Source organism: Enterobacter cloacae complex sp. SYL001 (assembly GCF_049237025.1).
Classification (GTDB): Bacteria; Pseudomonadota; Gammaproteobacteria; order Enterobacterales; family Enterobacteriaceae; genus Enterobacter; species Enterobacter intestinihominis.
The window spans coordinates 197,278-219,703 of record NZ_JBMKJI010000002.1 but is presented as its reverse complement, the minus strand read 5'-3'; the positions used below and the strand labels follow the sequence as shown (position 1 = coordinate 219,703).

25 protein-coding genes are annotated in these 22,426 nt (G+C 56.4%); 8 read left to right on the top strand and 17 right to left on the bottom strand.

Annotated elements, in window-relative coordinates:
• The first annotated feature begins 95 nt into the window (after positions 1–95).
• Positions 96–521: a nucleoside triphosphatase NudI gene (gene nudI, locus ACOTZP_RS04370; protein ID WP_032625899.1), complete on the top strand. Its 426-nt coding sequence runs from the start codon at positions 96–98 to the stop codon at positions 519–521.
• On the opposite strand, the gene ACOTZP_RS04365 is transcribed toward nudI, so the two are convergent.
• Positions 493–1,224 carry a helix-turn-helix domain-containing protein gene (locus ACOTZP_RS04365; protein WP_271075449.1) on the bottom strand — a complete coding sequence of 244 codons (732 nt, stop codon included), beginning with the start codon at positions 1,222–1,224 and terminating at the stop codon, positions 493–495. The two genes, nudI and ACOTZP_RS04365, sit on opposite strands and share 29 nt — an antisense overlap.
• Positions 1,225–1,319: 95 nt before the next feature.
• Here ACOTZP_RS04365 and ACOTZP_RS04360 point away from each other — a divergent pair, with 95 nt between their 5' ends.
• Entirely contained in the window at positions 1,320–1,739 is a 420-nt protein-coding gene (locus ACOTZP_RS04360) for a nuclear transport factor 2 family protein (RefSeq protein ID WP_045622886.1), read from the top strand.
• Positions 1,740–1,793: 54 nt separating this feature from the next.
• Here ACOTZP_RS04360 and ACOTZP_RS04355 read toward each other — a convergent pair whose 3' ends face one another.
• Complete coding sequence (locus tag ACOTZP_RS04355) at positions 1,794–2,975, bottom strand: PLP-dependent aminotransferase family protein (RefSeq protein ID WP_022649114.1); 1,182 nt, start codon at positions 2,973–2,975, stop codon at positions 1,794–1,796.
• A 20-nt stretch (positions 2,976–2,995) separates the two neighbouring features.
• The gene (locus ACOTZP_RS04350) at positions 2,996–3,883 is read right to left on the bottom strand and encodes a LysR substrate-binding domain-containing protein (protein WP_271075448.1); all 888 of its coding nucleotides are present in this window, start codon (positions 3,881–3,883) and stop codon (positions 2,996–2,998) included.
• Positions 3,884–3,980: 97 nt separating this feature from the next.
• Between ACOTZP_RS04350 and ACOTZP_RS04345 the strand changes: the two genes are divergently transcribed.
• A complete protein-coding gene (locus ACOTZP_RS04345) occupies positions 3,981–4,583 on the top strand; it encodes a short chain dehydrogenase (RefSeq protein ID WP_032625906.1) in 603 nt (200 codons plus the stop codon).
• Here ACOTZP_RS04345 and ACOTZP_RS04340 read toward each other — a convergent pair.
• The 5 genes from ACOTZP_RS04340 to ACOTZP_RS04320 form a co-directional block, all read right to left on the bottom strand.
• Entirely contained in the window at positions 4,580–5,311 is a 732-nt protein-coding gene (locus ACOTZP_RS04340; protein WP_126315111.1) for a class I SAM-dependent methyltransferase, read from the bottom strand. The genes ACOTZP_RS04345 and ACOTZP_RS04340 overlap by 4 nt on opposite strands.
• Positions 5,312–5,385: 74 nt before the next feature.
• Positions 5,386–6,384: a transketolase family protein gene (locus tag ACOTZP_RS04335; protein ID WP_063146927.1), complete on the bottom strand. Its 999-nt coding sequence runs from the start codon at positions 6,382–6,384 to the stop codon at positions 5,386–5,388.
• Positions 6,384–7,229, bottom strand: coding sequence for a transketolase (locus ACOTZP_RS04330; RefSeq protein WP_022651707.1), 846 nt, complete (start codon positions 7,227–7,229; stop codon positions 6,384–6,386). The genes ACOTZP_RS04335 and ACOTZP_RS04330 overlap by 1 nt, the downstream gene beginning before the upstream one ends.
• Before the next feature lie 12 nt (positions 7,230–7,241).
• Positions 7,242–7,991: an SDR family NAD(P)-dependent oxidoreductase gene (locus ACOTZP_RS04325; RefSeq protein WP_003862216.1), complete on the bottom strand. Its 750-nt coding sequence runs from the start codon at positions 7,989–7,991 to the stop codon at positions 7,242–7,244.
• 36 nt (positions 7,992–8,027) lie between these two features.
• Positions 8,028–9,359, bottom strand: a complete 1,332-nt coding sequence (locus tag ACOTZP_RS04320) for an MFS transporter (RefSeq protein WP_023323645.1) — start codon at positions 9,357–9,359, stop codon at positions 8,028–8,030.
• A 215-nt stretch (positions 9,360–9,574) separates the two neighbouring features.
• On the opposite strand from ACOTZP_RS04320, the gene ACOTZP_RS04315 reads away from it, so the two are divergent.
• A complete protein-coding gene (locus ACOTZP_RS04315; protein WP_023323646.1) occupies positions 9,575–10,495 on the top strand; it encodes a LysR substrate-binding domain-containing protein in 921 nt (306 codons plus the stop codon).
• Between the two features lie 18 nt (positions 10,496–10,513).
• On the opposite strand, the gene ACOTZP_RS04310 is transcribed toward ACOTZP_RS04315, so the two are convergent.
• From ACOTZP_RS04310 to ACOTZP_RS04285, 6 genes are all read right to left on the bottom strand, one after another.
• Entirely contained in the window at positions 10,514–11,893 is a 1,380-nt protein-coding gene (locus ACOTZP_RS04310; RefSeq protein ID WP_063146926.1) for an amidohydrolase family protein, read from the bottom strand.
• Position 11,894: 1 nt separating this feature from the next.
• Positions 11,895–12,851 (bottom strand): carbamate kinase family protein, encoded by a 957-nt coding sequence (locus ACOTZP_RS04305; RefSeq protein WP_063146925.1) that lies wholly within the window; start codon positions 12,849–12,851, stop codon positions 11,895–11,897.
• Entirely contained in the window at positions 12,848–14,428 is a 1,581-nt protein-coding gene (locus tag ACOTZP_RS04300; RefSeq protein ID WP_022649120.1) for a hypothetical protein, read from the bottom strand. The genes ACOTZP_RS04305 and ACOTZP_RS04300 overlap by 4 nt, the downstream gene beginning before the upstream one ends.
• Positions 14,429–14,439: 11 nt before the next feature.
• A complete protein-coding gene (locus tag ACOTZP_RS04295) occupies positions 14,440–15,855 on the bottom strand; it encodes a DUF1116 domain-containing protein (RefSeq protein WP_271075447.1) in 1,416 nt (471 codons plus the stop codon).
• Positions 15,855–17,396, bottom strand: a complete 1,542-nt coding sequence (gene fdrA, locus ACOTZP_RS04290; protein ID WP_271075446.1) for an acyl-CoA synthetase FdrA — start codon at positions 17,394–17,396, stop codon at positions 15,855–15,857. Before fdrA ends, ACOTZP_RS04295 begins: the two co-directional genes overlap by 1 nt.
• 108 nt (positions 17,397–17,504) lie before the next feature.
• Positions 17,505–18,110 (bottom strand): ankyrin repeat domain-containing protein, encoded by a 606-nt coding sequence (locus ACOTZP_RS04285; protein WP_032625916.1) that lies wholly within the window; start codon positions 18,108–18,110, stop codon positions 17,505–17,507.
• A gap of 320 nt (positions 18,111–18,430) precedes the next feature.
• Here ACOTZP_RS04285 and ACOTZP_RS04280 point away from each other — a divergent pair, with 320 nt between their 5' ends.
• Positions 18,431–19,360, top strand: coding sequence for a LysR substrate-binding domain-containing protein (locus ACOTZP_RS04280; RefSeq protein WP_271075445.1), 930 nt, complete (start codon positions 18,431–18,433; stop codon positions 19,358–19,360).
• On the opposite strand, the gene ACOTZP_RS04275 is transcribed toward ACOTZP_RS04280, so the two are convergent.
• Positions 19,357–19,515 carry a YqaE/Pmp3 family membrane protein gene (locus ACOTZP_RS04275; protein WP_003862203.1) on the bottom strand — a complete coding sequence of 53 codons (159 nt, stop codon included), beginning with the start codon at positions 19,513–19,515 and terminating at the stop codon, positions 19,357–19,359. The two genes, ACOTZP_RS04280 and ACOTZP_RS04275, sit on opposite strands and share 4 nt — an antisense overlap.
• A 341-nt stretch (positions 19,516–19,856) precedes the next feature.
• Between ACOTZP_RS04275 and ACOTZP_RS04270 the strand changes: the two genes are divergently transcribed.
• Complete coding sequence (locus tag ACOTZP_RS04270) at positions 19,857–20,036, top strand: hypothetical protein (RefSeq protein ID WP_271075444.1); 180 nt, start codon at positions 19,857–19,859, stop codon at positions 20,034–20,036.
• A gap of 37 nt (positions 20,037–20,073) precedes the next feature.
• Here the strand turns inward: ACOTZP_RS04270 and stpA are convergent, their stop codons facing one another.
• Positions 20,074–20,478, bottom strand: a complete 405-nt coding sequence (gene stpA, locus ACOTZP_RS04265; protein ID WP_022649126.1) for a DNA-binding protein StpA — start codon at positions 20,476–20,478, stop codon at positions 20,074–20,076.
• Between the two features lie 497 nt (positions 20,479–20,975).
• On the opposite strand from stpA, the gene alaE reads away from it, so the two are divergent.
• Positions 20,976–21,425 carry an L-alanine exporter AlaE gene (gene alaE, locus ACOTZP_RS04260; protein WP_022649127.1) on the top strand — a complete coding sequence of 150 codons (450 nt, stop codon included), beginning with the start codon at positions 20,976–20,978 and terminating at the stop codon, positions 21,423–21,425.
• Positions 21,426–21,457: 32 nt separating this feature from the next.
• Here the strand turns inward: alaE and ACOTZP_RS04255 are convergent, their stop codons facing one another.
• A complete protein-coding gene (locus tag ACOTZP_RS04255; RefSeq protein WP_006811693.1) occupies positions 21,458–21,802 on the bottom strand; it encodes a DUF2002 family protein in 345 nt (114 codons plus the stop codon).
• Between the two features lie 158 nt (positions 21,803–21,960).
• Here ACOTZP_RS04255 and ACOTZP_RS04250 point away from each other — a divergent pair, with 158 nt between their 5' ends.
• Positions 21,961–22,287 carry a DUF883 domain-containing protein gene (locus tag ACOTZP_RS04250; protein WP_017382769.1) on the top strand — a complete coding sequence of 109 codons (327 nt, stop codon included), beginning with the start codon at positions 21,961–21,963 and terminating at the stop codon, positions 22,285–22,287.
• Positions 22,288–22,426: the final 139 nt, after the last annotated feature.

Below are 22,426 nucleotides of genomic sequence, written 5' to 3'. Positions count from 1 at the left end.
ACCGCTGTTCCGAGTGATGAGGATCCAACACACCTAACATGATCTCCATCACCAATCTGCTATAGTAACCCAAATTCATTTTTCAGGAAGAAATCATGCGCCAACGAACCATTGTCTGCCCCATCATCCAGAATGACGGAGCCTACCTGCTATGTAAAATGGCCGACGATCGCGGTGTATTCCCCGGTCAGTGGGCACTCTGCGGTGGTGGAATGGAACCAGGCGAAACCATGGAACAGGCGCTGCGCCGTGAAGTCCGTGAGGAGCTGGGCGACGCGCTGGACATTATCGACGTCAAGCCCTGGGCTTTTCGCGATGACATCAGGGTCAAAACTTACGCCGAGGGTACCACCGAGGAAATTTATATGATTTATCTGATCTTCGACTGCATCAGCGCCAATCGGGATGTTACGTTTAACGACGAGTTTCAGGAGATCGCCTGGGTTTATCCGGAATCGTTAAGAGAGCTGGATCTCAACGAGGCCACGCGCATTACCTTTGCGCAAAAGGGCCTTCTTTAATCGTCCACTGCCCCGGCGTTTTACCGGTCCACGTTCTGAAAACTTCAATAAATGCGCTGACGCTGCTGTATCCGCACGAGAGCGCAATCCACCCCACCGGCTTCCCCGCCGCCAGCCACTCCATCGCCTGCATGACGCGCGCCAGCTGGCGCCAGTTGACGAAGTTCATCCCCGTCTCCGCGCTAAACCGCCGGTTGAATGTACGTACGCTCATCCCGGCACGGCTGGCATGGCTTTCCACCGTCTGATTATCATCGACGGATTGCAGCAGTTTCCTGACCACATTTTTCAGCCGGGGATCGGTCGGTACGGGCAGATAAAAGCGGACCTGAGACGCCAGAGCCAACTCCTCCAGCAGCAGGATGAGCTTTCGGGGATCGTATTCACTCCCGGCAACGCTTAAACGGGAAAACAGTGCATCGGTAAAATCGTCCGACTCGAAAAGCGTGGCCTCTTCCGGAAGCCCTTCACAATGGGCAGGGTCAAGATAGACAGCGCAACCTTCAATCGCACTTTCCGAAAAGGCAGCGTGCTGCTGACCAGGCGGGATCCAGCAGATATGTTTTGCGGGTACCACCGAACGCCCCAGCGGCGTCTCAATCACCAGCAGCCCCGCAGCAATGCGCCAGAGCTGGCCGGCATGATGGCTGTGCCACGGGGTGTGATAGCCGCCGGGATGAACAAGCCTCTCAGTTGTCAGCATGAATTTGACCGAAAATCGTTATTCTTCGACTTATTACAGAAACTACGCCTTATGCTGTCAAGGATAATAGCGGCTCAACATCACGAGGAGCTAACATGACCATCATTACATCCCTGATAAACCAGCCCGACAACACCGCGCAGCGCGAGCAAATGGCCTGTCTGTTAACCCGCTTATTCAATGGCAATGTAGATCCGGCAGAGGTGTTTACGCCCGATTACCAGCAGGTTACGGACGGTCACATGCTTGATTATCAGGGATTTATGAAACACCTGAACCATGTGCGTGCGCAGATCCGCGAGATTACGTTTACCGTGGAAGCGTTATGTTGCCATAACGAATGTGTGGCAGACCGGCACAGAGTGGCCGTGACATATCCGGATGGTCGCCAGGCAGAATTAGAGGTGTATATGTTTGCCACGCTGCGCGAGGGGAAAATTTGTCGGATCCATGAAGTCACACAGGCGCCAGACGACGATGCATTTGACCGCACCCTCGCCCACGCCATGCAATAACCTTACCCTACACGGGAACAGCGCATAACGGCATCTGCCATTATGCGCATCCGCTTACAGGGAAATTTTCAGACGTCGAACCGCTTCTTTAAGCTGCTCATCCGTTGGGGTAACGAAAGACATGCGCAGCGTGGTGTGGTCCGGCTCGTTGCAGTAGAAGAACTCACCCGGCACAAACACGACGCCGTTGCTCAACGTTTTTTCCAGCCATTTCGTCGTATTGATGCCATTATTCATTTTCGCCCACAGGAACATGCCGCCCTTTGGCTTGTGGAACGACATCACATCGCCCAGCTCCGCTTCCAGTTCACTGGCAAAGGTCTGGTATTTCTGGCGATAGGCTTCGCGGATCATTTTAATCTGATTCGCCAGACGACCGGTTTTCAGATATTCGTACGTCATCAGCTGCGACAGCGTGCTGGTGTGCAGATCGGTGGTTTGCTTGAGGTTCACCACCGCACGCTTCAGCCACTCCGGTACCAGCACCCAGCCCACGCGGGTGCCCGGCGCGAGGATTTTAGAGAAGGTGGAGGTGTACACCACGTTATCCTCATTGCCGATATCTTTGGCATGAGCAATCAGCGGGCGGAACGCTTCCTCGGTATAGTTGATTTCGCTGTACGGATCGTCTTCGATAATCACGAAGTCATAGCGCTTCGATAATTCCACCAGCTGTTTACGACGCGCCTCGGAGAGCGTCACGCCGCCCGGGTTACCAAAGGTTGGCACGATATAAACCGCTTTGATGGTTTTGGTTGCCACCAGCGCTTCAAGTTCATCTACTTTCATGCCGTCGCCGTCGGTGCCGACGGATTCAAAATTCGCCTGTGCCAGGCCAAAGACCTGCAACGCAGCGAGGTAGGTCGGACGCTCAACGACGACCGTATCGCCCGGGTTAATTAACGCACGCGCCAGCACGTCAAGCGACTGTTGAGAGCCGGATGTAATGACCACGTCATCGGCTTTACAGGCGATGCCGCGACCTTCACAGATGCGTTGGATCTCTTCGCGCAGCCCCGGGACGCCTTCCGTCAGGCCGTACTGGAACGCTTCGCCAAAATGCTGAGACAGCACGGCATCAGCGGCAATTTTTAAACCTTCATGATCGAACAGATCCGGGTTTGGAATACCGCCCCCCAGCGAAATCACGCCTGCCATTTTGCTATGTTTTAATAATTCACGGATGGCAGAGGATTGCAGGCCCTGCGCGCTGCTGGCGAGTTTGTTTGCAGACATTCTTTACTTACCTTCTTTTTTTATATTGTGCCCAATCTTAGCAGAATATGGGCAATAAATTCCGTTAGCTTAGGCAGCGGACGCAAATCCTGGCGCCACAATAAATGCACCGGCCTCGGCGCGGGCGTAAACGCTTCCAGAACCCGAACCAGCCTGCCGCTTGCCAGCTCTTCAGCCACCAGCACTTCCGGTTGCAGCAATAGTCCTGCCCCGGCTCGCGCCGCCATGCGTAAGCCGTAGCCGTCATTGCATCGTAAGACGGCATCACGCTTCCAGCGCACCTCGCCTTCCACACCGGGCAGCCGCCACTCGTTACGCGCCGTCCATACCGTGTGCGACAGACACAGGTGTTCCACCAGATCGGCTGGCGTTTGCGGCGTACCGTGACGCGCCAGATATTCCGGCGCGGCGCAGATCGTCATGTTGTAGGGACACAGGTATTTCGCCACCAGATCCTCATTTCGGATCTCCCCGATGCGAATGGCCAGATCGACCCCTTCCTCCACCAGATCCACCATTCGGTTGGTGAGATCCAGTTCGATGCGCACTTGCGGGTAGCGCTGTAAAAACGTGGCCGTCAGAGGCGCGATAACACAGCCGCCAAACGAGGTGGGTGCCGTCACGCGCAGGGTGCCGGCGGGCGTGGCTCGCAGACGTTCAACTGCGTTTTCAGCAATCGAGACCTGCTCCAGCACGCGCCTGGCCTCTTCGAAATAAACGCGTCCGGCGTCGGTCAGGCTCTGGCGACGGGTGTTGCGTTCCAGTAGCCGCGTGCCGAGCTGCGATTCCAGCAGCGCAATATACTTCCCGACCATCACCGCCGACATCTCCAGCCGGGCCGCCGCGCCGGTGAAGCTGCCGCTTTCCACCACCGCGATGAACGTCTCCATCCCGCGAAGCTTATCCATATTCCAAACCTCTGGTTAGTAATCTTCTAACGTTAGCCCAGTTTATCTGAGTTTTTATTTATTAAAGAATGAAGGCTCACAACATAAGGAGTCTGCTATGAAAATCGTCATTATTGGTGCCAGCGGTACGGTCGGTCGTGCAGTCACAGAAGAGTTAAGCCAACGCCACGAGACGATCCGCGTGGGTCGCACGCAGGGCGAGCATCAGGTGGATATCACCTCGCAGGCGAGCGTACAGGCGCTGTTCGAAAAGATCGGCCCGGTGGATGCGATTGTCTCCGCCAGCGGTGGGGTACACTTCGGCCCGCTCGCAACCATGACCGACAGCGAGTTCAACCGGGGCTTGCAGGATAAGCTACTGGGGCAGGTTCGTCTGGCGCTGACCGGCCAGCACTTCCTGAACGAAGGCGGCTCGATCACGCTGATAAGCGGGATTGTGGCGCACGAACCGATTGCTCAGGGCGTCAATGCCACCACCGTAAACGCGGCGCTGGAAGGGTTTGTGCGCGCCGCGGCCTGTGAACTGCCGCGCGGGATCCGCATTAACCTGATCAGCCCGACGGTGCTGACGGAATCCGTCGAAGCATATGATGGCTTCTTCCCGGGCTTTGAAAGCGTTCCCGCTGCGACCGTTGCGCAGGCCTACCGCCGCAGCGTGGAAGGGGTACAGAGCGGGCGGGTATATAAAGTCGGCTATTAAGCCTTACGGGCGGCGATCAGCACCAGCATCGGGCGTTCCGCCTCTTCGGCCAGCGCGGGCCAGGCGTCAACCTGCGCCTGCGTTGGTCCCCACTCATTGACTTCACTTATCGTCAATCCGGCCTTGATCAGCGCGTTAAGCGTGGTACCCAGCGTGCGGTGGTATTTGATTACCCCCTCTGCCAGCCAGTTGCTGACGCGCTTGCCTTCGTCCTGATAATGGTTCACGCCCCAGAACCGCTCACCGTTGTCGTCGGTGAGCCAGCCCTGACGGGTGGCGCAGGTATAAATCGGGTGCTCCATCGAGAAAACCAGGCTGCCGCCGGGTTTAAGCGCACGCTGCACCCTGGCGAATAACGCATCCAGTTTCGGCAGATAGTGCAGCGCCAGCGAGCTGTAGACCAGATCGAGACTGTTTTCGCGAAGCTGAAGAGATTCCAGATCGCTACGCTGATAGTGGATCTGCGTGTCATCCGTCAGTTCTGCCGCGCGGGCGAGCATCTTTTCAGAGATATCGACGCCCGTGACGTCACAAGCGCCCAGCTCGCGCGCCACGCGGCAGAACCAGCCGTAGCCGCACCCAAGATCGATAACCGATGTGCCAGTTAAATCCGGCAGCATCGCCTTAAGCGCAGGCCACTCCGGCGCGCCGTCCAGCCCCTGCACGGAGCGCGGAAGCTGGGCGTAGCCTTCAAAAAACGCCGGATTGTCGTAGATGTTTTGTGCCATAACGGACTCCTTTATCGCAACAGTGGCGAGGGTAAAGCACCCCTCGCCCGTTGACAACGTATCCGTCTTATAAATCACAGCCTGCGCCGGATTTTCTCCACCATGGCTGTGGTTGAGATCCCGTAGCGGTCATGGAGGGTGGGCAACGCGCCCGCATCAAGGAACGCGTCCGGCAGCGCGACGGTATCGAAATCCACGTTCACGCGGTTGCGCATCAACAGCGACGCGACGGCTTCGCACAACCCGCCTACGTTGCTGTGGTTTTCCGCCACGATGACCAGCCGTCCCGGCTTCGCAGCCTGCGCCAGGATCGTCTCTTCGTCCAGCGGCTTAATGGTGGGCGAGTGCAGCACCGCCACGCTGACGTTATCCTTACGCAGCTGCTTCGCCGCCTCCAGCGCACGCATGGTCATCAGGCCTGAGGCGACGATCAGGACATCGTTCCCCTCTTCCAGCAGCGCAGCTTTGCCAATCTTAAACTGGTAGTTGTACTGGTCCAGCACCACCGGCACCTTGCCGCGCAGCAGGCGCATATAGACAGGGCCATCGTGCGCTGCCATCGCCGGCACCGCCTGTTCGGTGTCGATTGCGTCACAGGGATCGATAATCGTCATGCCCGGAATACCGCGCATAATCGCAATATCTTCCGTCGCCTGGTGGCTCGGCCCGTAACCGGTGGTTAGCCCCGGCAGCGCCGCGCAGATCTTCACGTTCAGGTGCTCTTCAGCAATCACCTGATGGATAAAATCGTAGGCGCGGCGGGTGGCGAAGACGGCATAGGTGGTGGCGAAAGGAATAAAACCCTCTTTCGCCATGCCGCCCGCGGCCCCCATTAACAACTGCTCGGCCATGCCCATCTGAAAGAAGCGTTCCGGGTAGGCCTGAGCGAAAATATGCAGATCGGTGTACTTCGACAGATCCGCAGTCATGCCTACGACCTCCGGTCGCTGTTCCGCCAGCTTCACCAGCGCTTGGCCGAACGGTGCGGCTCGCGTCTCCTGGCCCTCTTCCGCGATAGAGGCAATCATCGCCGACGTGGTTAAACGCGGTTTTTTCTCCGTGGTCTGGCTCATTACAGCACTCCTTCAGGTTTGTTGGCATCCAGCACAGCGAGTGCCTTTTGCCACTCGTCAGCATCCACGCGAATAAAATGGTTCTTGTCACGCTTTTCGAGGAACGGCACGCCCTTGCCCATCAGCGTGTCGCACAAAATGACGCGCGGCTGGTTTTCCGGGTAGCGTTTGGCGTTATCAAACGCCGTTACCAGTGAAGGGACATCGTTGCCGTTGACGCGCTGCACGTACCAGCCGAAGGAGGTCCATTTATCTTCCAGCGGCTCAAAGCCGAGGATCGCGTGCGAGTTGCCATCCGCCTGCTGGCGGTTAATGTCCACCAGCACGATCAGGTTCGACAGGCCGTGATGTGCCGCCGACATCGCAGCTTCCCAGGTTGACCCTTCGTCCAGCTCGCCGTCCGACATGGAGTTAACGACCCATGCCGCGCTCTGCTTGCGCTTCAGCCCCAGCGCCATGCCAACGCCAATGCTTAAGCCCTGCCCCAGCGAACCGCCGGAGATCTCCATGCCCGGCGTGTAGGTTGCCATGCCGGACATCGGCAGGCGGCTGTCGTCCGCGCCGTAGGTCTCCAGCTCCTCTTCAGGAACGATCCCCGCTTCAATCAGGGCGGCGTAACAGGCAATGGCGTAGTGGCCGTGAGAGAGCAAAAAACGGTCACGCCCCTCCCACTCCGGCTCGCCCGGCTTAAGGTTCATCCCGTGGGCAAACGCGGTGGCCAGCACATCGGCATAGCCCAGCGCCTGCCCGATGTAGCCCTGCCCCTGCACTTCGCCCATGCGCAGCGCGTAGCGGCGAATGCGCCAGGCCGCGGCGGCAACCTGTTGAACTGTGGTATCCGTCATCGTCGTATCTCCTTAATGGATCAGCATCCCACCGTTCACGTCGAGCGTGATACCGGTGGAGTAAGAAGAGAGGTCGCTGCCGAGGAACAGCGCGGCGCGGGCAATATCCTGCGCGTCTCCGAGGCGGTTAAGCGGAATGCCCGCCAGAATGGACGTTTTCATCTCATCGCTCAGCTTGCCTGCGGTAATGTCCGTCTGGATAAGACCCGGCGTGATGCAGTTTACGCGCACATTGTCGGGCCCCAGCTCACGCGCCATGGCTTTTGCCAGCCCCAGCACACCCGCTTTTGCAGCGCTGTAGTGTGGGCCGCCAAAGATGCCGCCGCCGCGCTGGGCCGATACCGATGAAATGCAGACGATGCTGCCCGACTTTTGCGCGCGCATAGTGGGAATAACCGCCTGGGACATTAGCAGCGTGCCGCGCAGGCTGACGTCAAGCACCGCATCGTAATTTTCGCGTTTGATATCCATCAGCTTGATCGGCTGAGTTATGCCGGCGTTATTCACCAGAATATCGATGCGCCCGTATTTCCCCAGCACCTGCTCAATGGCGGCATTAACCTGTAATTCATTGCTGACGTTCGCCGCAAGGCCCAGATGTTCGTCGCCCAGGCTCGCGGCGGCAGCCCGGCTGGCTTCAGCGTTTAAATCGATAATCACCACTTTCGCACCCTGTTCAGCATATAATTTCGCCGTAGCGAAACCCAAACCGCGTACGGAAGCCGCGCCGGTAATAACGGCGACTTTATTTTTCAGTAGCATACATTTACTCCATTCGGACAAGAGAGATTTAATGTTTTATTTCGGTTCTTCCAGCAGCATAATCATAATTAAGCCAATGGCTGCGCAAATACCGAAATAAATAAACACGGAATTAAAACTACCTGTTTTATCCAGCAGATAACCTGCCAGCATCGGGGAAACAAATCCGCCGAGATTACCGCCGCTATTGATAATGGACGCGGCAATCGGATAGGTTTTACTGTCCGCAACAGCCATTCCATAAGCCGTAAAAGCGGGCCAGCCGATATTCAGACAGAGGCCGACAAAAAATAACCCGACGCAAACCGCGACGGTGCTTTGCGGAATATTCAGCATAATAACCATCATTAAAACGGTGCTGATGGCGGTAAACATCATGGTCGGTTTACGTCGGCGGCCGAGCAGTTTGTCGGAGACGTAGCCGCCAAAAATCGCACCGATAAATCCACCGATGCACGGCATGCTGGCGACCAGCCCCATGCTCATAAACGTAAAGCCTTTCTCTTTCACCAGATAGAGCGGGATCCACGTCAACAGTCCGTACAGCACGCTGACCATCATAAAATAGGCCAGGCAGTCGCCGAGAATATTCTTCGAGGTAAACAGCCCTTTCACCGTGCTTACCGGGGCTAATTCCCGCACGCGGATCAGCCGATCGAGGCGTGCAAAGCCTGGTGAAATCACGATATTTTCCCGTCTGGCGTCCGGGGTCTCCTGACCGGCGGTAATGGTCTCCAGCTCCGCTTTCGAGACGAATGCGCTCTCGGACGGCCTGGTGCGTACCAGCAGATACCACAGGACGGCAATGACCAGACCGGGGATCGCAAAGGAGAAGAAGACCCAGCGCCAGCCCCAGGTCATGGCGATCCACACTGCCAGCGGCGGCACGAGGATGGGCGCGAACATGGTGGCGGCGATGTAGACGCCCGTGGCAGTGGCCTTCTCCTTTGGCGGAAACCAGTTATTGATGGTGGAGGCCAGCCCGACCGGGCACGGCCCCTCTGTTAACCCCAGCCCCAGGCGGATACACTTCAGGCCCAGAACCGAGGTTGCGGTGCCCATCAGCCAGGTAAAGGCAGAGAAGCCGAATATCGACAGTGCCACCATGCCGCGAATTCCCTTTTTGGCAATAAAAAAGCCCGCAGGAATTTGGCTCAGGGCGTATCCCAAAAAAAACATGCTGGCGATGGCACCGGCTTCGAAATTATTGATATGAAATTCGTCAATGATAAACGGCAGTACTGCACCAATATTTGTTCGGTCAGCATAGTTAATGGCATAAACAATAAAAATTAATGCCAGCACAACGAAACGGTAATTGGTTTTTTTAGTCTTTATGTAGGGGACAGCTTGTTCTATACGAGACATAACTTACCTCATTATTCGAACACCGTGAGTCGTTTTATTATTGCGTTCAACGTCAATATATCGGCTCACCCATGAAACGCCATTCAATAAAGCTCATTTATTGCTGAGATAAATTTGATTCGCGATACAGCTCAAAAAAATAACATCGGGATAAAATTGCCCGCTCGCAGTCTCAATGTTATGTTTTTTATCAATTATCGTGTAAGGAGTAGGCCATGTCCGCGCAGGATCGCCAGACGTTATCGCTGCCCTCGCTCAGAAATTTGCAGGCGTTTATCGCCGTTGCTAACGCCCTGAGCATCCATCAGGCGGCGGAACAGCTCAACGTCACGCCTTCGGCGGTAAGCCACCAAATCGCGTCGCTGGAATCGTGGCTGGGCAAGAAATTATTTATCCGCAGCGGCAAAGGGGTTCAACTCACCCCGACGGGAGAAAAATATCTGCGGGAGGTCTCGGCGGCGATGAGCGCCATCGGGCGCGCCACCGATCAAATCGTGAAAGAAAAAGACAATGCTGTGCTTCGCGTGCACTCTTCCCCCACCTTCGGGCTGTCCTGGCTGTTGCGCCGTCTGGGCAGATTCCGCGCCGAATATCCTGATATCACCATCAATCTCACCTGCTCCTATGAGAACCTACAGTTCGCCAGAGATAATATCGACATTGATATCCGTCACGGTATTCCGGACTGGGACGCCTACCGGGTGATGACCATTAAAAACGACACGCTGGTGGTATTGGCCTCGCCGGACTATGCAGAAGAGCATCCCATCAGCACGCCCGCCGATCTGCTGCAACAATCGCTTATCTCGTCCACCAGCACTCTGGTGAACTGGGAGAAATGGTTCGCCTGGCACAATATCGACAGGCCCTGGCTTAATTTCAGCCTCAGCTTCGACCGCTCCTACATGAGCTTTGAAGCGGCGCGCATGGGGCTTGGGTTTATTCTGGAGAGCAAAATGATGGCTACCGATCACCTGAAGGATGGCTCGCTGGTGCAGGTGCTGCCTGATGAAATGGGTATCGCCATCAACGCGCACCATCTGGTGATGCCGCACATGAACGAACGCGCGTGGAAGATCCAGCAGTTCGTCGAGTGGATTGACCGTGAGTTGCGATTGTCGGGGTATCACCTGTAGCGATACCCCAACGTGGCGTCAGGCGACCGTGCCCCAGACCAGATTCCCCTTGTGGAACGTCGCGGTGCGCGGAGAAATGCGCGCCACCGCCTCGGCGGAACAGGAGGCATCCACCAGCACGAAGCTGGCGTCGTCCTGCGCTTTAGGCCACACGCGCTCACCTTTGTCGTTCAGCGGCAGCACGTCGCCGGTGGCGATGCCCAGCGCCCGCGAAAGCGTCTGTTCGTTCGGGCGAATATAGAGCTGGGCGTAAAGATTGGCTTTCTCCAGCATGTCCCCCAGACCGTACGGGGACCAGTGGTCAATCACGCTGTCGGTACCGGTCATGACAAACACGCCTTTATCACGCAGCTGCTTCAGCGGCATGTGCAGGGTGCCAATCGGCACGGTCGAGGCGATGGTCACCTGCTGCGCCGCCATGCGGGTGGCGATCTCATCCACCTGCTGTTCGTTAAGCGTCGCCAGCGCGAAGGCGTGGCTGATGGTCAGCTTCCCCTTCAGCTCCGGCGTTTTCTCCACGGTTTCTACCATGTAGTTCACCGCCGCCACGCCCGCCGGGCTGGTTTCGTGCAGATGGATATCCACCCCTTTGTCATAATCCAGCGCAATCTGGAACATGGTGTCGAGGGATTTCTCCATCGCGCCGTCGACACTGGTTGGGTCCAGCCCGCCCACGTAGTGCGCTCCGGCCTGCATCGCCTCGCGCATCAGCTTTTCAGAGTTGGAGAGCAGCAGACCGTGCTGCGGGAAGGCAACGATTTCACAGTCAAAACCTGGCTTACGGCGCGCCAGTACCGCCTGCAAATTTTCCAGGTTTTTCAGGCCGGAAACCGGCTCTATGTTGCAGTGGCTGCGGGCGATGGTGGACCCTTTGGACTGGATCAGGTCGATCAGCTTTTCGGCGCGTTCTTGCGTGTAAGGCTGTAATTCCGGCAGCAGCTTCTGCTCCAGGCGGATCATGTCCTGAATAGTGGTACCCGCCGGACGGTTCAGGGAGCGCCACGGGCCGCCATAGAAGGTTTTGTCCAGATGGATGTGCATGTCGCGCATCGCCGGGAGCATCAGCTTTTTGCCCGCATCGAAGTGCGGCAGGGCCGCATCGGCGTGGCTGTTGTTATCGCGCAGGGCGACGATTTTCCCGTCTTTTATCTCAAGCGTTTTCAGCTCGGTGCGGGTACTTGTCACCACGCTGCCGTCGAAGTTAAACCCGGCTTCCAGCAGCACGTTGTCGAGATAGTAATGTTTTGCGGTGATGTTCATCGGTTTACCCGTCTCGCAGGTTGCCTTAGCAGAATCGGCAGCATACGCGACGGAACCCGTGGCGCCAAAAAGCGCGCAGGCGGTAACCATTTTACCGCTCTGGCTAATAAACTCGCGGCGGCTTTTATTCTCACTCATCTTATCTTCCTTCGTTAACAATGTGGGTACCCGTTTCACCGCGCAGCGCTGCGGGCAGGCAGTCCGGCGAGGTGATGATCACGCGCCTGCCGCCATGGCGTAAAAATTCCAGCGAAGCGACGATTTTTGGCAACATGCTGCCCGCCGGGAAGTGGCCTTCATCCCTGTAGCGCGTCATCTGCGCCACGTTGACGGTATCCAGCGCCTGCTGGTTCGGCTTGCCGAAGTTCACGCACACTTTCTCCACGCCGGTGGTGATCACCAGCACGTCGGCGCCGATCTCGCGCGCCAGCAGCGCGGTGGAGAGATCTTTATCTATCACCGCGTCCACGCTCTGATAATCGCCCTGGTCACTGCGCACCACAGGAATGCCTCCGCCGCCTGCGCCGATCACCACAAATCCTTTCTGCGTCAGCGCCTTGATGGCATCCGCCTCGACAATGCGCCGCGGCTGCGGTGAAGCTACCACGCGGCGATAGCCCCGGCCTGAATCCTCGACAAAATGCCAGTCCAGGTGCGCAAGTTGCAGTTCGTCGCGCTGCGCCTCGCTGAAGAACGCGCCGATGGGTTTCGTCGGGTGCATAAAGCCAGGATCATTTTTATCCACCTCCACCTGCGTGACGACCGTGACCGCTTTTTGTTCCCCGCGCGCCGCCAGGCGGTTGTTGAGCGCCTGCTGGATCAGGTAGCCGATGCCGCCCTGGGTATCCGCCACGCAGTTTGCCAGCGGGGTCAGCGGCAGCCCTTCCCGCTCGTGGGCGATCTCGGCGCGGCGCAGATCCAGCCCCACCTGCGGGCCATTGCCGTGGGTGAGCACGATGTCATAGTCCGAGGCCAGCATTTCGAGCACCGACTCAGCCACCGCTTTGACCGCCTGCGCCTGATGCTCAATCGACTGGCTGGCGTTGTCTTTGATAATGCTGTTGCCGCCGATGGCAACGACCATAAGCTCTTTCATTTTGTTTCCTTTAGAAGGTGCGTTCTGGCACCCTCACCCTGGCCCTCTCCCACTGGGAGAGGGGGATTAACAGAGATATCGAGAACATGCTTCACCACAAACATCCCGCCCATCATCAGGTAGGCCGTGACGAACATCAGGGAACTGCCCTCGGCAAAGCCCACCACCGGGGCGTGGATCACGCCAAACAGCGCCAGCAGCGCGCCTCCTGCGGCGGCGACGGCCCCGCGCAGCGGTTTGTTGATGATGGCGAAGATGGCGATACAGCCCCAGAGCATGCTGGCGAGCGGCGCGCCGTTGCCGAGATGCATCAGGCCTTCGTAGTAGATCCCCTTGCTGTGCAGCACGTCGGTGCCAATTTTGGCCGCGCTGGTCCCCGCCGCGCTCATCACGCTGTTCATCATGGTCAGCGCCCAGTTGGCGATCCACGGGAACAGGCAGATGAAGATGACGGGCACCTCCACTTTCGGGGTTTCCCTCACCACCTGGTTGGCGGTGACGACGCCGATAAACACCAGAATCGGCACGATGGCGGTCATCGGGATGATGGCGAGCATAAAGGCCCCCAGCCCGAACAGCGGCACGATGAACATGGTCACGCCGGACGCCAGGGTGTAGCCGATGCTGGCGCCCATCGCTTTCCAGCCAGGATGGCCGACGTAGACCGTGACCGGGAACGGATTGCCCATCAGGCAGCCGAGCATGGAGGCCAGACCGTTCGCCAGCATTACCTTGCGGGTCGGGTATTCATCCCCCGCCGCATGGGCGCTTTCGATGTTCTCCAGGTCAAAGATGTAGTTCGCCAGCCCCAGCGGTACGGCGGACGCCAGATACGGCAGCGCATGCGGCAACCCCTGCATAAAGCTGTCCACATGCACTTCCGGCGGGTTAAAGCCGAAGGATGACATGGACGCTTTAATGGCATCCGGGCTTTGCAGGCCGGAGATCCACGCAAGCAGAGTACCGGCAATCAACAACAGCAGGCCGGTCGGGATGCGGGCGAAAATCGGCTTTTTACCGAACCAGTTAATGAAGATCAGCAGCAGGACGATAAACGACACGGTCGGCGCTTCGAACGCCTGCAACATCGGGTTCATCGCCAGCAGGAGCAGGCCAAGACCGGACAGGCACGACAGCAGCACGGTACGCGGGATCATCTTGCGGATGGTTTCCCCCAGGAAGGAACCGCCCGCGAGGATCATCGCTTCCACAAAGCACCACACCAGGCCAATCTGAATCGCGAAATCCGCATCGCCGGTTTGCTGGTAAACCGGCATTAAGACCAGGAAGGTCACGGTAAAAATCGACGGCGCGCTCGGGCCGGACGGCAGCGCGGTGACGTCCGTTCGTCCGGTGGCGCGCGCCATTTGCAGGCCAAACCACGTATAGCAAAGACTCGCCACCAGCACCGCCAGCCCGAAGGCTGGCGCGATGCGTCCATAAACAATCTCCTTCGGGATGCCGACGACAAAAATGAGCAACCCCATCATGGTCAGCAAATTGGTCAGGTTGTTGGTCATCAACCCGAAATAAGCTGCCCAGTCACCTCTTTTCCACTCCAGTTTCATGTTTTTCATGGATGCATACCTTATAGAACGTAGCGATCGCGGAAGGTTAACAGCGCCTTTTCAAAACAGCTAAACGGCGGGTGAACGATGCCCGCCCCAATCATGCCGATACCGGCGTCCTTATGGGCAATGGCGGTATTAATGACCGGCAGAATGCCGCTGCCCGCGACCTTCGTGATGTCGATGGCGGACGGGATGCCCATAAACGACAGCAGCGGAATGGTGACGTTCGGGTTTTCGCCGAGAGTGATTTCGCGCATCTGGCGGGAGAAATCGATGGCTTCCTCCACCGTGCCGCCCACCAGCGCCACGATTGCCGGTGCCGTCGCCATCGCAAAGCCGCCGATGCCGTAGGTTTCGGTGATGGCGCTGTCGCCGATATCCAGCCCGGAGTCTTCCGGCTTATAGCCCGCGAACATCGGGCCGATCACCTGCTGCGCCGGGCCGGTGAACCACTGCCCCGGCAGGCCGGAGACGCGCAGGCCGAACTCGTAGCCGTTGCGCGCCATGGTGGTGACGACGGTGCTGTACTCAATGCCGTGGGCGGCATCCAGCGCGGCCTTACACATTGCCATCCACGTCGGACCGGAGAAGTAGTCGCTGCTGGCGACAAACTCGAACACTTCACGCTGCTGCATCACCGGATAGCCCGCCTGGATCAGCCCCGGCGTCAGCGCCTGGATAAGCAGCGTGGTGCCCGCGTTGTTGCGGTTGTGGCACTCGTCGCCCATGTGCAGCGCCTGGGCCAGCATCAGGCGCAGGTCGATTTCGCCGATAATCTTCATCGCGTCGCGCAGCATTGGGCCGAGCACGTCGCGCATCCAGTTCAGGCGGTCGATCACGCTCTGATCGTTGGCCCCCATGCGCAGGATCTTCGCCATCTGCTCGCTGAGGTTGGTGAAGGCGCGGTTGCCGTAGGTTTTGTTCTCAACGATGTGCATAAACATCGACGCGGAGGTGACGCCCGCCATAGAGCCCACACAGTCGTGCTCGTGGCACGGCGAGAAGGTGATCTTCCCTGAAGCCGCCAGCCTTGCGGCGTCCTCCAGATCCGTCGCCAGCCCTTCAAACACCAGCGCGCCGGTAACCGCGCCCTTCATCGCCCCGCACATGTTTTCCCAGGTAACAGGCGGACCGGCATGCAGAATGGTGGTGCGGGTCATGCCCGGCACCACGTTGATGGCCTGGTCATAGCCCACCAGCACCGGATGGGACTGAATAATGCGCTCAAGGGCAATGTTGTTCGCGGCGGCAATTTTCTCCGCCAGCGGTTTTTCCGCCAGCCGGTCCAGCGCGTCCACCACCTGCATATTGCCCTGCCCCGGCGGCGTCCAGTCGAGCTGGGTCACGGGAACGTGCTGTTTTTTGAGGTCGTCGCTGAACATCGCAATCCCGACGTTAATCACGTTCAGCGGCTGGTTGAATAAGGTCGTCATTATGCTTTCTCCCCTTTGCAGACAAATTCGCGAGCCAGTAATCCGGTATTGGTGCTGCTGCTGGCCCAGATGACGCCTGCGTCGGTCAGCAGCTGGCACTGCTGGGCCAGCGACTGCGGATCCTGATCGGTGCCGAGCACGTAGCCGAGAATTTCCAGCGGACGGTTGTCGGCTTTCGCGATTGCCTGTGCCTCTTTGATCGCCTCGATCATCACCCCCACCGGATCCTCGTGTGCGCCAAAGCCAAGCACGAAGTCCATCACGATGACGCCCACCTGCGGATCGCGCGCCTCCTGTAGCAGGCGGCTGATGCGGTTGGTCGGGTCGATCATCGGGTGTGGTTTGCCGTTGGTGAAATCGTCGTCACCGAAATCAAGGAAGGTGTGGGCCTGGCTGACGCTGATGTCCTTCAGACGCCTGGCCGGATCCGGCTGGATGTTGCTGTAAACATCGTCAAACTTCTCCAGCGCGGCAAACATCGCTTCGTCGCACAGGGTGCCGCCGCAGAACAGGCCGCGAATGTACTTCTGCCGCGGCGTCAGGCGGGCGCGCACCTCTTCGATCAGCGGCCAGTTGAGCGGATGTAAATCCAGGGAGTCTTTTTTAATGCCGGTAAGCAGCACCGCTTTCAGGGCCGCCTCTTTGGTGCCACGAGCAAACTGCAAGCCGTCTTCATCGGCTGGCGGTTCGTTGCGGCCCAGGAAGCACACAACCACAGGTTTGCGGCAGGCGCGTGCCCGGGCCAGCACCTTCTCTGCCACCGCGGGTGCAGGCGGTTTGGAGATGAGCGCTATCACCCGGGTCGCGCCGTCCGCCTCCAGCATGTCGATGGCGTCGAGCATCATCAGGCCGCCAATCTTCTCGCTGAGATCGCGCCCGCCGGTGCCGATCAGCTGCGACACGCCGCCGCCGAACTCGTGAATGCGCACGCTCAACTCCTGGCTACCGGTGCCGGAGGCGCCAACGATGCCAATCGGCCCGCGACGTACCGCGTTGGCAAAGCACAGCCCCGCGCCGTTGATAATGGCGGTGCCGCAGTCCGGCCCCATCATTAGCAATCCTTTGTCATGCGCCAGCTGCTTCAGCGCCAGCTCGTCGTCGAGCGATACGTTATCGGAGAACAGCATCACGTTGAGATCGTTTTCCAGCGCCTGGCGCGCTTCGCGGGCGGCGAAGGTGCCGTTGACGGATATCACCGCAAGGTTGCTGTCCGGACGATGGGTTTTGGCGCTGGCAATCGTCGCGTAGCGTGCTTCATGGGAGCCAGCGCTCTCTTTACGCGTAAATAACGCTTCAATGGCGGCAAGGGTTTCCTCATTCGCCGCGTCGCCTTTAATAACGATCATCAGGTCGCCGTTTTTCGCGTCCGCTAATTCCGGCGTTAATAGCCCGAGATTTTTTAATACCCCTTTGTTCATTTCCGTCGCCATCGCCACAAACGCCTGCTCGATGCCCGGCAATTTATTGGCTTTGGTGGAAACCGACATTAAGGAAACCGAATCGAAATACGTATTCTTTTTTATGACGATTTTGGTTGGCATTATTTTCACCTGTTTAAGATAAAAGGGGGCCGCCGTCGTGCTAAATGCACGTCGGTAACAATGCGTTTTTTGATTCACGGCCAGCCAGGGGAAGGCTGACCGAATGCGCTATGCGCCTGCCGCCAGCAGCAGGTCTGCGATCGCGTTGAAGCCTTTTTCCCGCGCCAGTTCGAGCGGGGTTTTGCCGTATTTATCAGTCATGTGCGGATTCGCGCCGTGATCCAGCAGCAGCTTCACAATTTCCTGCTGCTTTGCGCCGCCGTCGTTTAACACGATGGCCTCCAGCAGCGGCGTCCAGCCGACAAAATTGGTGTGGTTGACGTTAATGTCGGTTTTTTCCAGCAGCTCGCGCACGATTTCAACGTGCCCTTTTTCACTGGCAGGGGTAATGCCCACGCCGCCAAAGCGCGTCAGACGGTCGAGATCCGGATCCGCCGGAAGGACAATGCGCAGCAGGGTTAAATCATTGGTCAGGCAGCCGATCAGGAAGGGGTTAAAACAGGTCTGGTCCTGTTTATCAATATCCGCCCCGGCGGAAATTAAAAATTCCACACAGGCGTAATGCTTTTTCAGGCTGGCAATAATAATGGCGGTTCTTTTCTGGCGGTTGGTCGCGTTAATATCCACGCCTTTTTCCAGGCAGGCTTTTAGCGCGTCGATATTACCCTCTTCTGCCGCCAGCAAAAATTCTGTAACCAGTGCAGTTGCAGACATATTCAGACTCCCTATGTTTCACTTCTGATGACCTGAGAATAGCAACAGCCTGGTCATAAAAGAATCCGCTTAAAAATGATTCATCGACACGCAATTCATTGTTGAGTTAAATTCAACAGTCCGGCAAAAACGTGCGTCTGTGCAACCTTTTTCTTATGGTTTACCGCTTTTACGCGCCTCGGGCTGCATTATCCTTATGAAGGAAAAAGCCTTACACAGCGCGGCTCTACGTAAAAATCCAGAACTGTGACCGACATCAACTATGATGTAACGCCGGTGTTAAAATATGTTCAAAACTGATGATAACCAGGAGCCATAATATGAATTCCATCTTTACCGAAGAGAATTTGCTGGCCTTCACCACCGCGGCACGCTTTGGCAGTTTTAGCAAAGCGGCTGCCGAGCTGGGCGTGACCACTTCCGCCATCAGTTACACCATCAAACGTATGGAGACCGGGCTGGACGTGGTGCTGTTTGTACGCAACACGCGCAGCATTGAGCTGACCGAATCCGGTTTTTATTTTTATCGTAAAGCGACCGACCTGCTGAATGACTTTCATGCCATCAAGCGCGGGATTGATACCATTTCGCAGGGCATTGAGACGCGGGTGCGCATCTGCATTAATCAGCTTTTGTATACGCCACGCCATACCGCGCGTTTGCTCCAGGTGCTGAAAAAACAGTTTCCTACCTGCCAAATCACGGTGACGACCGAGGTATATAACGGCGTCTGGGATTCCATCATTAATAATCAGGCCAACATCGCCATTGGCGCGCCGGATACGCTGCTGGATGGCGGGGGCATCGATTACACCGAGATAGGCGCGATCCGCTGGGTATTTGCCATCGCGCCCACGCATCCGCTGGCGTTCGCCCCGGAGCCCATTTCCGAAAGTCAGCTGCGTCTGTATCCCAATATCATGGTCGAGGACACCGCGCATACCATCAACAAGAAGGTCGGCTGGCTGCTTCACGGTCAGGAGGCGATTCTGGTGCCGGACTTTAACACCAAATGTCAGTGTCAGATCCTGGGGGAGGGTATTGGATTTTTACCGGAGTATATGACGCGTGAGGCGGTGGAGGACGGGCTGCTGGTAAAGCGGCGAATCAATAATCCGCGCCAGGACTCGCGCATGCTGCTCGCCACGCAGCATGCGGCGACCGGTCAGGTCACGCGCTGGATAAAACAGCAATTTGGCCCCGAAGGCGTGCTGACCCGGATCTACAGTGACTTACTGTGGCGTACCTAGCTCTTCGTCTGAACCCAAAACGCGTGGATAAGACCGGGGAAGTAGCCCAGGATGGTCAGAAGGATATTCAGAATAAACGCCCAGCCCAGCCCCTTGCCAAGCAGCACGCCCAGCGGCGGGAGAATAATCGTAAAAACAACGCGCCAAAAACCCATAAAAAACTCCGTGCAAGCTAACCAATTGAAAATTATAAAAGACACTTCTCTAAGCGTAGCCAGTTTACGGTTAACTGCCATTCGTCTCTCGCGCTTTTACCTGCCTTTACCCTCTTTACACTGGCTTAAACCCCCGCCTTAAATGCTCTACTGTTCTGAAATTGACCGTAAGGAAACGCAATGTCTCTTCCTCTTATTTCGCCGCAGCAGGCAAACGCGCTGATTGCTGAAAGTGATGCCGTGGAACCGACGTACCTGATAAGGGGTATCTGAAAGATTAGGCTGTACCCCGCCCCGGACGTGGGCTATGGTGAAGATCGTGACAATGATGAGGAGGTGCTATGTTTTCTGTCGGTGATTATGTCCAACCGCGTCAGGGCGGTCCGAAACTGAAAGTGCTCGAAGTGAATGGTGAAAACATTGTGGCCGTGCAGGCCAGCAATGAGCAGGGCGAGAAATATCACCTGAAAGCGGCGGACGTATTTCTGTACTCCGAAGAAGGTGACTTTGGCGTCTGCTAAGTCAATAATCGGGCGGAATACACCGCCCGAATAATCATCAGATCAGGAAATCGTCCAGCGATTTACCGTTTGCCAGTGCGTTCGCAATTGGCTTTGGCGTACGTCCCTGACCGGTCCACGTTTTCTCTTCACCGTTCGCGTCGATGAAACGATATTTCGCCGCACGCGCTTTACGTTTTTTAGCCGGCTGGCCCGCATGAGCCAGTTCTCCGCCTAACAGATCGCTCGGGGAAATACCGTCTGCCTTCATCAGTTCCAGCAGAGCATTAATTTTATCCTGCTGTTCAGCGCGCTGGCGCTCTAATTCAGCCTGCTCGCTGCGTTTTTCTTCTGTGACAATCCGAACTTTTTCCAGCACTTCTTCCAGAACATCCATGGATAATTCACGCGCCAGCGCCCGGAGGGTACGGATATTATTAAGATTCTGTAACGTTAAAGCCATAATAATGAGAAACCTTTCTTCGTGTGTATAACATAAATCAGGCAACAGAATAATTGATTTTTGTTCTGATATCTACCCACTCTGTCGTTTTGACATTATTGTAAATGTTTTAGAATATCCCGTTAATATAACCCCGAATTACCTGTCAGTTTTAATGCGTAATATTCCGTCCTGCACCTGGTCAAAAATCCCTGTTTAAAGCCGTTCAAAAAACCGCCCGGCATCCTCCGAATAACAAACGTTATACGCTTGCTCAGATAAGCTAATAGTCTGATTTCGTTTAATAAAACGGTGAATGGGAAAGAAAATAACGACTCGCACAAAAAACAGCCGACTTTAGAGAATTTTATGGACAAAGCGCCCATAAATAAAAATTAATCACTACTTGTTAGTTAAAAGCCAGAGGGATACGCTATACACTCAAAACAAACCAACCTAAAGCACTAAACGCCGCAGGTAAAAACGCCACTTTTTTGTCCTGTTCGAGGAGTTCAGACATGTTCTCACCGCAGTCTCGCCTGCGCCATGCGGTAGCGGATACGTTCGCGATGGTCGTTTACTGTTCCGTCGTAAACATGCTGATTGAAATTTTCCTGTCCGGAATGACCTTTGAGCAGTCCCTCTCATCGCGCCTGGTGGCCATTCCGGTGAATATCATGATTGCCTGGCCGTACGGAATGTATCGCGATGCGGTGATGCGTTTCGCCCGGCGTATTAGCCCGGCAGGTTGGGTAAAAAACCTGGCGGACGTGCTGGCTTACGTGACGTTCCAGTCCCCGGTGTATGTGGTTATTTTGCTGACGGTGGGCGCAGACTGGCATCAAATCGCCGCCGCGGTAAGTTCAAATATCGTGGTATCTATGCTGATGGGTGCGGTGTACGGTTACTTCCTTGACTACTGCCGCCGCCTGTTTAAAGTCAGCCCTTATAGCCAGGCAAAAGCGTAAGATAAGGCGACTGGCTCATGCCAGTCGCTGATTTATTGTACGTCGCCAAACAGCCCTTTCAGGAAACGCTCCAGCGCCATACGCGAGCTGAAACCGTGCGGAATACCATAATGTTCATGCGTCTCGCCGCCTAAATAGAGCGGAAATTGCTGATAATGATCGCAGGTTTTAATATCCGAGGCGGGCTCAGCAAATGACAGGCTTCTGTCTTTGAGTGTCGGGTGAATAATGAGAGCAGTACGCCCCATTCTTGCTTCACGGTTGACGTAAACATAATTCTCACCACGGCGATATCCGTACGCTTTTGATGTTACCTCATCCATGGTGAACCCTTCTTTTTCAAGAACGCGCGCCACCTCATCGGGTCGTAAATACATATCTTTTCCTCATTATCATACCTGCCGGGCAACCTTACAGTATTCAGCATTAGCAGGGCTTTCAGAATATTCCATAAACTGCCCGATAAGCCGTGACTCGCTTCAGATATTACATTTCTGGACTAAACTAAACGGGAACACAAATTATGGAGGATCGTATGTTTAACAGACCGAACCGAAACGATATTAACGACGACACCCAGGATATCCGTAACGATGTCAGCCAATTAGCGGACACGCTGGAAGCCGTATTGAAATCCTGGGGCTCTGACGCGAAGGATGAAGCAGATGCCGCGAAACGTAAGGCTCAGTCTCTGCTGCGTGAAACGCGCGCAAGGATGAATGGCCGCTCACGTACCACTCAGGCGGCCTGCGATATGGCCAGCTGCGCCACCACCTTCGTACGTGAAAAACCGCTGTGTACGCTGGGAACGGTCGCGGCAGTCGGGATTTTTGTCGGCGCCCTGCTTAGCCTGCGTAAGTAAGCACGCGTTCTTAGCCCCGGCAACCTCAGGCGCCGGGGCTTTTCTTTGCCTGAAAGCCTGAAAAACCCGCGCAGTCCGCCCTGCCCCGCCAGGCTCATCATTGGGGCCTTATCAATCTGAATTTCCCATATCTTGTGTG